Consider the following 12,008-nt stretch of genomic DNA (forward strand, 5'->3'; position numbering starts at 1 on the left):
GACCAGGAGTCCGGCATGACCACACCCCGAGACCTGCTGATCCTCAGCCTGGACGTGCCGTCCAGCCTGCCCGTGCAGCAGGGCGACCTGTCGCTCGCCCTCGCGGGCGCCGAACTGTCCGACCTGCTGACCGGCGGCCTGCTGTCGCTGGACGACGACCGGGTCGTGCCGGGGCCGCCCGCGGACGCCGGGGACCGGCTGCTGGACGAGGCGGCCGCCGCGCTGGTCCGGGACCGGCCCTACGAGAGCGTGCAGGACTGGCTGTGGCGGCGGGGCGACGGCCTGGCCGCCGCCTACGCCTCGGATCTGCGGGCCCGGGGCGCGGCCGCGGACGCGGAGCACGGCACGGCGGCGGCTCGCTGGACGGCCCAAGAGCCGGTCCTCGCCGGGCTGGCCGCCGCCGCGGGCATCGGCGCCGGGGAAGACGGGCCCGCCGACGAGGGCGCCGTCCCCCAGGACGACGCCTTGGCGACCGTGCTGGCCGCCGTGCACGAGGCGGTGACGGAGCTGGAGGCGGTGCGGCAGCGGCGGAGCATCGAGGAGGCGGCCTTCGACAACATCTGGCGGGCGCCCTGACCGGGGCGGGCAGCGGGGCGGCGCCGGCCGGGGGGCGCTATCCGGCCGGCTGGACGCCCGCCCGCAGCAGGCCGTAGGTGTAGGCGTCCTCCAGGGCCTGCCAGGAGGCGGCGATCACGTTCTCCGCGACGCCGACCGTGGACCACTCGCCCCGGCCGTCCGAGGTGGAGATCAGCACGCGGGTGGTGGAGGAGGTGCCGTGCCTGCCCTCCAGGATGCGGACCTTGTAGTCGACCAGCTCCAGGGCGGCCAACTCGGGGTAGATCTTCTCCAGGGCGACGCGCAGGGCCCGGTCCAGGGCGTTGACCGGGCCGTTCCCCTCGGCGGTGGCGACGATGCGCTCGCTCTTGGCCCACAGCTTGACCGTGGCCTCGTTGGCGTGGGTGCCGTCGGGGCGGTCCTCGGCGATGGCCCGCCAGGACTCGACGTCGAAGTACTTCAGCGCCCTGCCCTCGGCCTCGGCGCGCAGCAGCAGCTCGAAGCTGGCGTCGGCGGCCTCGTAGGCGTACCCCTTCAGCTCGCGTTCCTTGACGCGGTCCACGACCCGGCCGACCAGCTCGCGGTCGCCGCCGAGGTCGATGCCCAGCTCCTTGCCCTTCAGCTCGATCGATGCCCGGCCCGCCATGTCGGACACCAGCATGCGCATGGTGTTGCCGACCTGCTCGGGGTCGATGTGCTGGTACAGGTCAGGATCGACCTTGATCGCGGAGGCGTGCAGTCCGGCCTTGTGGGCGAAGGCGGACACGCCGACGTAGGGCTGGTGGGTGGACGGGGTGAGGTTGACGACCTCGGCGATGGCGTGTGAGACGCGGGTGGTCTCGCGCAGCCGCCCCTCGGGCAGCACCCGCCTGCCGTACTTCAGCTCCAGCGCGGCGACGACCGGGAAGAGGTCGGCGTTGCCGACCCGCTCGCCGTACCCGTTGGCCGTGCACTGCACGTGGGTGGCGCCGGCGTCCACGGCGGCCAGGGTGTTGGCGACCGCGCAGCCGCTGTCGTCCTGGGCGTGGATGCCGAGCCGGGCGCCGGTGTCGGCCAGCACGGTGGCGACGACCGCCTGGACCTGGGCGGGCAGCATGCCGCCGTTGGTGTCGCACAGGACCACGACGTCCGCGCCCGCCTCGGCGGCGGCGCGGACGACCGCCTTGGCGTACCCGGGATCGGCCCGGTAGCCGTCGAAGAAGTGCTCGCAGTCGACGAACACGCGGCGCCCCTGGGAGCGCAGGTGGGAGACGGTGTCCCGGACCATCTCCAGGTTCTCCTCCAGCGTGGTGCGCAGCGCCAGCTCCACATGCCGGTCGTGCGCCTTGGCCACCAGGGTGATCACCTCGGCGCCGGAGTCCAGCAGGGCCTTGACCTGGAGGTCGTCCGCGGCCCTCGCGCCGGGCCGCCGGGTGGCGCCGAAGGCGACCAGCCGGGCGTGCCGGAAGTCGATCTCCTCGCGGGCGCGGGCGAAGAACTCGGTGTCCCGCGGGTTCGCGCCGGGCCAGCCGCCCTCGACGAAGCCCACCCCGAAGTCGTCCAGGTGCCGGGCGATGGCCAGCTTGTCGGCGACGGTCAGGTTGACGCCCTCCCGCTGGGCGCCGTCGCGCAGGGTGGTGTCGAAGACGTGGAACGCGTCGTCCAGCCGGCTGGTTTCGGACATGTCTGAAGACTCCTGTGGGGGATCTCGGTCTTGTCGTCGATGACCGGTTCCACCGTCTCTCCATGGTCCCGCGCGCCCTCGCCTCCGGCTGCGGGTGGGCCGGGAAAGCGAAAGACCCCTCGCGGGTGCGAGAGGTCTGCGCGCGGGTCGAGACGACGGCGGCCGCCCGTACCGGGTCGTACGGGACGGTCACTGCGGACCGGCGCGCCTGCTGCCCATAATCACGGCGAACGAGAGCACGCGGGAAGTCTGGCACAGTCCCGCCCGCCCCCTCACCGCCGTCTCAGGATGCGGGCGTGACCTCGGACTCCTCCGCGCCTCCTCCGCGACTCGCCCGCGGTCCCGCGCGCGCCCGACCGGGGCCCCGGCGCCGGGCGCCGTCGCCGGCGCCCACCGAGCGGTTCCACGCCTGCGGCCACCGGGTCCCGTGCGGGTCGCGGCGGCCGCGCGAACGCCGCGTCCGGCGGCCCGGGTCACTCCCTTGGCCGCATGAAAGGCCGCTGAGCAGCGGTGCGCGGCCGCTCCCGTGTTTGGATCGCTGGAGGAGACGCCTGTCTGCCCGACCGGCGCACCCAGGCCCCGCCTGCGGTGCGACCGCGTCCACCGCCGCGCCGCCCGCCCCGGGCGGCGCCCGCACGCCCGCCGGCGCCCGGGGCGGGCGGTGGACACCCCCGACGTCGTACCCATGCCCGTAGGAGTCAGCCGATGTCCGCAAGCCATGAGACGACCCACTGCCCGTTCGACTTCAGCACCGCCCTGGAGTTCGACCCGTCCCTCACCCACCAGATGGGCGACTCGACCCCCACCCGCATCCGCCTCGAGTACGGCGACGCCGACGCCTGGCTGGTCACCAGCTTCGACGGCGTCAAGCAGGTCGTCACCGACCAGCGGTTCAGCCGGGCGGGCATCATCGGCGAGGACTACCCGCGGATGACGCCGGAGCCCATCGTCTCGCCCGAGTCGGTCAACGTGATGGACCCGCCGGTCAGCACCCGCGTGCGCAAGCTGGCCTCGCAGGCGTTCACGCAGCCCCAGGTGGACGGCCTGCGGCACCGCATCGTCGCGCTCGCCGACCGGGTGCTGGACGACATGGAGAAGCAGGGCCCCCCGGCGGACCTCGTCGCGCACCTGTCGGAGACGCTGCCCCGGCACACCATCCTGGACCTGCTCGGCATCGAGCGGGCCGAATGGCCCCGGATGCAGGAGTCCGTGCAGCGCCTGCTCATCCTCGGTCCGGGCGGCAAGGAGGCCGCCGCGCAGGCGAAGACCGAGCTGACGGACTACTTCGCCGGGCTGGTGGCGAAGCGCCGCGTCGACCCGGGCGAGGACCTCATCAGCATGATGGCGGCGGCGCGGGACGGCGAGGAGCAGCTCGACGACCGCGAGCTGGCGGTCATGACGCTGACGCTGACGCTCAGCGGCCAGGACACGGCGACCTGCCAGATCAGCGACATCGCCTACCTGCTGCTGACGCGTCCGCAGCTCATGGACTACGCCAGGAAGCACCCCGAGAGGCTGACGGACGTCCTGCACGAGATGCTCCGCTACATCCCGTTCCGCAAGGGCGTCGGCATCCCCCGGGTCGCCCTGGAGGACGTGGAGCTGGACGGCGTGAAGATCCGCAAGGGCGACTACGTGCACGTGTCGTACCTGACGGCCAACCGGGACCCGAACCGCTACCCGGACCCGCACACCATCGACTTCTCCCGCCCGAACCGCCCGCACATGACGTTCGGCTGGGGCGGCCACCGGTGCATCGCGGTGCCGCTGGCCATGGCGGAGCTGGAGATCGCCGTCGGGCGGCTCCTGGAGCGCTTCCCGAGCCTCAAGCTCGCGGTTCCGGCGGAGGAGGTGCGCTGGGACGACGAGACGATCCGGCGGTTCCCGCTGAGCCTGCCGGTCGCCTGGTAGGACGCCGCGCCGGTCCGGCGCGGCGCGGCGCCTGACGCCCGACGCGAGCGGCGCCCCGGTGGGGGCGGTGGCCCGGCGGCGCCCGACCCGGTGGGGGCGGTGCGCCGGTCAGGGCGCCGTCCCCGGCCCGCGCGGGCGCCGGAGCCGTCCTCCGTCAGTCGGCGCCGTCCCCGCCCCGCGCGGGCGCCGGGCGCGCGGGTCAGCCCAGCTCGTGCATCCAGCCGTGCTTGTCCTCGGCGGCGCCGCGCTGGATGTCCAGCAGGGCCTCGCGCAGCTTCATGGTGACCTCGCCGGACTCCCCGCCCGACTGCTGCCACTGGGCGCCCGCCCGCTTGACGGCGCCGACCGGGGTGATCACCGCGGCCGTGCCGCAGGCGAAGACCTCGGTCAGCGTGCCGTTCTCGGAGTCCCGCTGCCACTGGTCGAGGGAGATCCGGGCCTCCTCGGAGGCGTAGCCGAGGTCACGGGCGACGGTCAGCAGCGAGTCGCGGGTGACGCCCTCCAGGATCGAGCCGCTGAGCGCCGGGGTGACGATCCTGTCGCCGTAGACGAAGTACAGGTTCATCCCGCCCAGCTCCTCGACCCACTTGTGCTCCACGGCGTCGAGGTAGCAGACCTGGTCGCAGCCCTTGGCGGCGGCCTCGGCCTGGGCGAGCAGGGAGGCCGCGTAGTTGCCGCCGGTCTTGGCGTCGCCCATGCCGCCGGGGACGGCGCGGACCCGGTCCTCCGAGGCCCAGATCGAGACCGGCTTGACGCCGCCCGGGAAGTACGCGCCGGCCGGGGAGGCGATCACGAGGAACAGGTACTCGTTGGAGGGCTTGACGCCCAGGCCGACCTCGGTGGAGATCATGAACGGGCGCAGGTAGAGGGACTCCTCGCCGCCGTGCGCGGGCACCCACGCGATGTCCTGCCGGACCAGCGCGTCGCAGGCCTCGATGAAGGTCTCGACGGGCAGCTCGGGCATGCCCAGCCGGTGCGCGGAGGTCTGGAAGCGCCGGGCGTTCTTCTCGGGACGGAACGTGGCGACCGAGCCGTCGGGGCGGCGGTACGCCTTCAGGCCCTCGAAGATCTCCTGGGCGTAGTGCAGGACGTGGGTGGCCGGGTCGAGGGAGATCGGCGCGTACGGGACGAGCTGGCCGTCGTGCCAGCCCCGGCCCTCGGTCCACCTGATCGTCACCATGTGGTCGGTGAAGTAGCGGCCGAAACCGGGGCGGGCGAGGATCGCCTCGCGCTCGGCGGCGGAGAGCGGGTGGGCCGAGGGCTTGAGCTCGATCGTGGGCGTCGTCATGAGTGAGTGTCCTTCACCGGGTCGTAGTGAGGGGCCGCGCACACGCCCGCACGGCCGGCGGCCTGTGCCAGGACGTCCGGGCGTTCCCTCATTTCGCGGCTCCGCGTTCGATTATCGCGCGCGGACCCCGGCGGAAGGATACGGGGTGAGTGCGTCCCCGGGTCGATGGTGGCGCCCGGCGGCGGGCAGGGGGAAGCCGCCGGGCGCGGATGCCGCCCGACGGCTTCGGAGGTTCTCCGAGCGGCGCCGGGGGCTCCCCCCCTGCACGCCGTGCTCGGGGGGTCAGCCGGCTACGCGTACGCGGAGCGCGTCGCCGATCTCGGCGGTGCCGCGCGCGGGCAGCGCGCCGCGCTCCGCAAGGTCGGCGCCGACGGCGTCCTCGATCCGGGCCGCCTCGGCGTCGTAGCCGAGGTGGCGCAGCAGCAGGGCGGTGGAGAGGACCGTGGCGGTGGGGTCCGCCGTGCCCTGGCCGGCGATGTCCGGGGCCGAGCCGTGCACCGGCTCGAACATGGACGGGAAGGCGCCGCTGGGGTCGATGTTGCCGGAGGCCGCGAGGCCGATGCCGCCGGAGACGGCCGCGGCGAGGTCGGTGAGGATGTCGCCGAAGAGGTTGTCGGTGACGATGACGTCGAACCGCTCGGGCTGCGTGACCAGGTAGATGGTGGCCGCGTCGACGTGCACGTACTCGGTGGCGACCTCCGGGTGCTCCTCGGCCACCCTGTGGAAGACGCTCGTCCACAGGTGACCGGCGAAGGTCAGCACGTTGTTCTTGTGCACCAGCGTGAGCTTCTTGCGCGGGCGGGCCTGGGCGCGGGCGAAGGCGTCGCGGACCACGCGCTCGACGCCGAACGCCGTGTTCACCGAGACCTCGGTGGCCACCTCGTGCTCGGTGCCCTGGCGGATCACGCCGCCGTTGCCGGTGTAGGGGCCCTCGGTGCCCTCGCGGACGACGACGAAGTCGATCCGCGGATCGCCTGCCAGCGGGGTGGCGACGCCGGGCAGCAGCTTGCTCGGGCGCAGGTTCACGTGGTGGTCGAAGGCGAAGCGGAGCTTGAGCAGGAAGCCGCGCTCCAGCACGCCGGAGGGCACCGACGGGTCGCCGATCGCGCCGAGCAGGATCGCGTCGTGCCGCTTGAGGGCGTCGAGGTCGGCGTCGGTCAGGGTCTCGCCGGTGGCGTGGTAGCGCCGGGCGCCGAAGTCGTACTCCCGGGTCTCCAGCTTGACGTCCTGCGGGAGGACGGCGGAGAGCACCTTCAGGCCCTCGGCCACGACTTCCTGACCGATGCCGTCACCGGGGATCACTGCGAGATCGAGGCTGCGAGACATGTCGGCACCTTAACTCTTCGTCCCAGGGAATGACACGACGTGTCCGCGATGCGGACACGTCGTGGTCAGGCGCCGGTGTGCTCGGGGCGGCGCGGAGGGCTCGGCAGCCCCTCAGTGGCCCGTCTGGCCGCCGTTGTCACGGCGGTCGAGGGCGCGCTGGAGGGCGGCGGCGGCCTGCCTGCGGTCCGCGTCGGCGGTGCGGGCGACGTGGCGGACGCGGCGGCGATCGGTCGTCTCGGCCATGGGGGATCGACTCCTTCGGGACAGCGCTGAGCGCGCGGACAGGGAGGGATTGCGAGACGCCGGAAGAGGCGGGGAGCGGGCCGCAGGGATCACCTGCGCAGGGGCCCGGCTCACGACCGCCGTTCGCTGGATCAAGCGAGACGTTCGGCTTCTACCAAGCTAGGCGAGGAGCGCCCGTGTGTCTGCATGATTACTCGGGCTTCCTACTATCTGAGACGGCGCGTCGGCGTACCCGGCCGCGACCTGCGCCTTCCGCCGCGCCCCGCCCTCCGCCCATACGGCTGATCGTTCGCGCGGCCGGCGAGATCGGGGGGCGGCGCCGGGAACGGTGGGGTCATGAACGACACGGCCAAGGCACTTCTGGAGGGCGGCCCGCAGGACCTGCCCCAGCGGATCGTCCCGATCGCCGCGCCCGGGGAGGACCTGAAGATCGAGCTGCGGGGCGGCTACGAGCACTTCAGGCCGACCGCGCGCCACACGGACACGCCGGAGGGCAGGCTGCCCGTGTACGAGTGGTGGGAGCGGACGGAGATGCCCGGCTAGCGCGGGAGCGCGCACGCGCGCGGCGGGGCGTTGGTAGGTGGCTTGGGTGGTCAGCGCTCGGGGAGCGCGCACGCGCGGCGGGGCGCGGCGCCTGAGCGGACGTGTCCGGACGGACGCGCCTGGACGGCGGCGCCTGCGCGGCGGCATGCGAACGGGCCGGGCCCTGTGCGGACCCGGCCCGTTCGCGCGCCTCGGGGAGACCCCCCGGGGGGCGTCAGCCCATGTGCGGGTAGGTGTAGTCGGTCGGCGAGATCAGCGACTCCTTGATGGCGCGGGTCAGCGTCCAGCGCATCAGGTTCTGCGGGGCGCCCGCCTTGTCGTTGGTGCCGGAGGCGCGGCCGCCGCCGAAGGGCTGCTGGCCGACGACGGCGCCGGTCGACTTGTCGTTGATGTAGAAGTTGCCGGCCGCGTAGCGCAGCCTCTCCATGGTGTGCGCGGCGGCCGCGCGGTCGCCCGCGATGACCGAGCCGGTGAGCGCGTAGTCGGACACCGACTCCATCTGGGTCAGCATCTCCTCGTAGCGGTCGTCCTCGTAGACGTGCACGGCGAGGATCGGGCCGAAGTACTCGGTCGTGAAGACCTCGTTCTCCGGGTCGGTGCACTCGATGACGGTCGGGCGGACGAAGTAGCCGACCGAGTCGTCGTAGTCGCCGCCCGCGACGATCGTGCAGGAGGCGTCCTGCCGGGCCCGGTCGATGGCGGCCTTGTTCTTGGCGAAGGAGCGCTCGTCGATGACCGCGCCGATGAAGTGCGACAGGTCGGTGACGTCGCCCATGGTCAGGGAGTCGACCTCGGCCGCGAACTCCTCCTTGAAGCCGGAGTTCCACAGGGAGGCCGGGAGGTAGGCGCGGGAGGTGGCCGAGCACTTCTGGCCCTGGTACTCGAAGGCGCCCCGGGTCAGGGCCGTCTTCAGCACCGCGCGGTCGGCGCTCGGGTGCGCGACCACGAAGTCCTTGCCGCCGGTCTCGCCGACCAGGCGCGGGTAGGAGCGGTAGTTCTCGATGTTGGCGCCGACCGTCTTCCACAGGTACTGGAAGGTCTTGGTGGAGCCGGTGAAGTGGACGCCGGCCAGGTCGCGGTGGTTCAGGGCGACCTCGGAGACCGCCACGCCGTCGCCGGTGAGCAGGTTGATCACGCCCTTGGGCAGGCCCGCCTCCTCCAGCAGCTTCATCAGCAGCACGGCGGCGTGGGTCTGGGTCGGGGACGGCTTCCAGATCACCACGTTGCCCATCAGGGCCGGGGCGGTGGGCAGGTTGGCCGCGATGGCCGAGAAGTTGAACGGCGTGATCGCGTAGACGAAGCCCTCCAGCGGGCGGTGGTCCATGCGGTTCCACACGCCCGGGGAGTTCGCCGGGGGCTGCTCGGCCAGGATCTGGCGGGCGTAGTGGACGTTGAAGCGCCAGAAGTCCACCAGCTCGCAGGGGCTGTCGATCTCCGCCTGCTGCGCGGTCTTGGACTGGCCGAGCATGGTGGACGCGGCGATCGTCTCGCGCCACGGACCGGCCAGCAGTTCGGCGGCGCGCAGGATGATCGCGGCGCGGTCGTCGAAGGACATCGCGCGCCAGGCCGGGGCCACCGCGAGCGCGGCGTCGATCGCGTCCTGCGCGTCCTGCCCGGTGGCGTGCCGCGCGGTGCCGAGCACGGCCTTGTGGTTGTGCGGCTGGACGACCTCGAAGACCTCGCCGCCGCCCATGCGCTTCTCACCGCCGATGGTGCAGGGCAGCTCCACCGGGTTCTCGGCCAGCTCCTTGAGCCTGGCCTCCAGGCGCACGCGCTCGGGCGAGCCGGGAGCGTAGCCGTGCACCGGCTCGTTGACGGGGGTGGGGACCTGGGTCACAGCGTCCATGGGTTCCGTAACTCCTTGACGTGAGCGGTGTTGCGAACGGGGGCGGGGCGGGGGCCGGGTCAGCCCGTGCCGACCGGGTCAGCCGGCGCCGAGGGGGTGCAGCCCGTGCTACCGGGGTTCAGCTCGCGCTGACGGGATTCAGCCCGTGCTGACCATCGAGCGGGCGAAGAAGCGCAGGTTGGCCGGCTTCTCCGCCAGGCGCCGCATGAAGTAGCCGTACCAGTCGGTGCCGTAGGCGGTGTAGACGCGCATGCGGTGGCCCTCGGCGGCCAGCCGCAGGTGCTCGTCGCCGCGGATGCCGTACAGCATCTGGAACTCGTACTCGTCCAGCTTGCGGCCGACCGTCCGGGCGAGTTCCTGCGCTATGGAGATCAGGCGCGGGTCGTGCGAGCCGACCATCGGGTACCCGTCGCCCTCCATGAGGGTGCGCAGGATCCGGACGTACGCCTTGTCGATCTCGTGCCTGTTCTGGTAGGCGACCTGGGCGGGCTCCTTGTAGGCGCCCTTCACCAACCGTACGCGGCTGCCGCTCGCGGCGAGGCGGCGCGCGTCGGCCTCGGTGCGGTAGAGGTACGCCTGGATGACGCAGCCGGTCTGCGGAAAGTCCTTCCGCAGCTCCTCGTGGATCGCGAACATCGAGTCGAGGGTGGTGTGGTCCTCCGCGTCGAGGGTGACCGTGGTGCCGACGGCGGCGGCGGCCTCGACCACCGGGCGGACGTTGGCGAGCGCCAGCGCGTGGCCGCCGTCGAGGGCCTGGCCGAACATGGACAGCTTCACCGACGTCTCGACCCGCGGGCCGAGCCGCAGGCCCCCGATCCGGTCGATCAGCGCCAGATAGGCGTCCCGGGCGGCGGCGGCCTGCTCGGGGGTGGTGATGTCCTCGCCGACCACGTCCATGGTCAGCTCCAGGCCCCGGCCGGTCAGGTCCTCGATGATGGGGACGACCTCGTCCACGCTCTCGCCGGGGATGAACCGGTCCACGACCTGCTTGGTCACCGGGGCCGCCGAGATCAGGCGTCGCATCCGGTCGCTGCGCGACGCGGCAAGAATCACGGGACCCAGCACGGGGCACCTCCACAACAGTCAGCAGGAGGCCGAGACCCGAATGCTCGGGGACGGCACGGAGAACCACTGCGAAAGTTAGGGATCCCCCTGATCGTCGGCCATCGACAGACGTCACGCATCCGCGGCCCCGATCTCAGACAGATGTATGAGAGCCGCGCGAAATGCGCGAGAATGCCCGGGTGACGGCCGACTACAAGGGTGACTACCAGGAGCTGGTCGACGAGATCTCGGAGCTGCTCGGGGCGCCGGCCACGCTGGAGAACCGCGACTTCGAGCTGATCGCCTTCGGCGCCTACGACGACGAGGGCGACCTCGATCCGTCGGCGCTGGACCCGGTGCGCACCCGCTCGATCCTCACCCGCCGGTCCACGGCCGCCGTCCGAAGCTGGTTCGAGGGCTTCGGCATCACCCGGGCGACCGGCCCGGTGCGCATCCCGCCCACCCCCGAGGCGGGCGTGTACCGGGGGCGGGTCTGCCTCCCGGTGCGCCATCGGGGCGTGGTGCTCGGCTACGTCTGGCTGCTGGCCGACGATCCCGGGCCCGGCGACCAGCAGCTCGACGCGGCCATGCGGGTGACGGGCCGGATCGGCGCACTGCTCGCGGACGAGGCGCAGCACGGCGCCGATCTCACCCGGGAGCTGCGGGCCGTGCTGACCGCCGAGCGCGGATGGCCCCGGGACATGGCGGCAGCGGAGCTGCGCGCGGCCCTGGGTGCCCGCGCGGACGGGCCGCACACGCTGGTGTGCGTGGCGCCCTGGCCTTCGGCCGACCCCGGCGACGCCCCCTCGGTGCGCACCGTGCCGGGCGCCGCCGCCGGGTGCACGGCGCCCTGGGGCAGCGCCGAGCAGTGCCTGGCGCTGCTGGTGCGGCTGCGCTCGACGGACACGCTGGGACCGGCGGTGTCGGCGGCGACGCGGCTGCTGGAGCGGGCGGCCTCGCTCGACGGCGGCGACCGCGCCGGCCTCGCGGTCGGCGGGATCGCGGCGGGGCGCACCGGTCTCGCCGTCGGGGGGATCGCGGCGGGGCGCACCGGTCTCGCCGAGCTGGCCGCGGCCTGGGCGGAGGCGTCGGCGGCGGCCCGTGCGGCGCTGGCGGAGCCGCGGCTCGGGCCCGTCGCTCAGTGGGCGTCGATCGGTCCGTTCCGGCTGCTCACCGCGCTCCCGCCGCGGGCGGCGCGCGATCCGGCGGTGAGCGCCCTGCTGGCCCCGGAGCAGCGGGAGCTGGCCCGCACCGCCGAGGTCTACCTCGACTGCGCCGGCCAGGCCGGTCGCGCCGCCGCAGAACTGGGCGTCCACCGCCAGACCCTGTACTACCGCCTGTCCCGGGTGGAGCGCCTCACCGGCCTGGACCTGGACGACGGCGAGGACCGGCTGCTGCTGCACATGACACTGAAGGCGGCGCGGCTGTATTAGGACGCCGCCTAGCTACCGGGGCGCCCGAGACCCTGGGAACTGCCAGGGCTGCCCCGGCTCCCCCGGCTCCCCCGGCTCCCCCGGCTCCCCCGGCTCCCCCGGCTCCCCCGGCTCCCCCGGCTCCCCCGGCTCCCCCGGCTCCCCCGGCTCCCCCGT

General features: G+C 73.4%; 10 protein-coding genes. 4 read left to right on the plus strand and 6 right to left on the minus strand.

Translation table 11 applies throughout. The features are described from left to right. The first annotated feature begins 15 nt into the window (after positions 1-15). On the plus strand, positions 16-576 hold the full coding sequence (locus tag ABZ861_RS17540; RefSeq protein WP_361630778.1) for a GPP34 family phosphoprotein: 561 nt from the start codon (positions 16-18) through the stop codon (positions 574-576). A gap of 37 nt (positions 577-613) precedes the next feature. Here the strand turns inward: ABZ861_RS17540 and cimA are convergent, their stop codons facing one another. Continuing rightward, positions 614-2,218, minus strand: a complete 1,605-nt coding sequence (gene cimA / locus ABZ861_RS17545) for a citramalate synthase (protein ID WP_361630781.1) — start codon at positions 2,216-2,218, stop codon at positions 614-616. A 705-nt stretch (positions 2,219-2,923) separates the two neighbouring features. Here cimA and ABZ861_RS17550 point away from each other — a divergent pair. Then, a complete protein-coding gene (locus ABZ861_RS17550; protein ID WP_361630784.1) occupies positions 2,924-4,129 on the plus strand; it encodes a cytochrome P450 in 1,206 nt (401 codons plus the stop codon). Between the two features lie 199 nt (positions 4,130-4,328). Here ABZ861_RS17550 and ABZ861_RS17555 read toward each other — a convergent pair whose 3' ends face one another. The 3 genes from ABZ861_RS17555 to ABZ861_RS17565 form a co-directional block, all read right to left on the minus strand. Beyond that, positions 4,329-5,417, minus strand: a complete 1,089-nt coding sequence (locus tag ABZ861_RS17555; RefSeq protein WP_361630787.1) for a branched-chain amino acid aminotransferase — start codon at positions 5,415-5,417, stop codon at positions 4,329-4,331. Positions 5,418-5,699: 282 nt separating this feature from the next. Beyond that, positions 5,700-6,743: a 3-isopropylmalate dehydrogenase gene (locus ABZ861_RS17560; protein ID WP_361630790.1), complete on the minus strand. Its 1,044-nt coding sequence runs from the start codon at positions 6,741-6,743 to the stop codon at positions 5,700-5,702. 111 nt (positions 6,744-6,854) lie between these two features. Further along, on the minus strand, positions 6,855-6,986 hold the full coding sequence (locus ABZ861_RS17565) for a hypothetical protein (RefSeq protein WP_361630793.1): 132 nt from the start codon (positions 6,984-6,986) through the stop codon (positions 6,855-6,857). Between the two features lie 336 nt (positions 6,987-7,322). Here ABZ861_RS17565 and ABZ861_RS17570 point away from each other — a divergent pair, with 336 nt between their 5' ends. Beyond that, positions 7,323-7,529 (plus strand): DUF5988 family protein, encoded by a 207-nt coding sequence (locus ABZ861_RS17570; RefSeq protein ID WP_361630796.1) that lies wholly within the window; start codon positions 7,323-7,325, stop codon positions 7,527-7,529. A 214-nt stretch (positions 7,530-7,743) separates the two neighbouring features. Here ABZ861_RS17570 and pruA read toward each other — a convergent pair whose 3' ends face one another. Next, positions 7,744-9,375, minus strand: coding sequence for an L-glutamate gamma-semialdehyde dehydrogenase (gene pruA / locus ABZ861_RS17575; protein ID WP_361630799.1), 1,632 nt, complete (start codon positions 9,373-9,375; stop codon positions 7,744-7,746). Between the two features lie 138 nt (positions 9,376-9,513). Further along, positions 9,514-10,440, minus strand: coding sequence for a proline dehydrogenase family protein (locus ABZ861_RS17580; RefSeq protein WP_361630802.1), 927 nt, complete (start codon positions 10,438-10,440; stop codon positions 9,514-9,516). Positions 10,441-10,601: 161 nt separating this feature from the next. On the opposite strand from ABZ861_RS17580, the gene ABZ861_RS17585 reads away from it, so the two are divergent. Beyond that, entirely contained in the window at positions 10,602-11,852 is a 1,251-nt protein-coding gene (locus tag ABZ861_RS17585; protein ID WP_361630805.1) for a helix-turn-helix domain-containing protein, read from the plus strand. The last annotated feature ends 156 nt before the right edge of the window (positions 11,853-12,008 follow it).

Origin of the sequence: Streptomyces sp. NPDC046985 (genome assembly GCF_040644415.1) — a bacterium.
Taxonomy (GTDB): Bacteria; Actinomycetota; Actinomycetes; order Streptomycetales; family Streptomycetaceae; genus Streptomyces.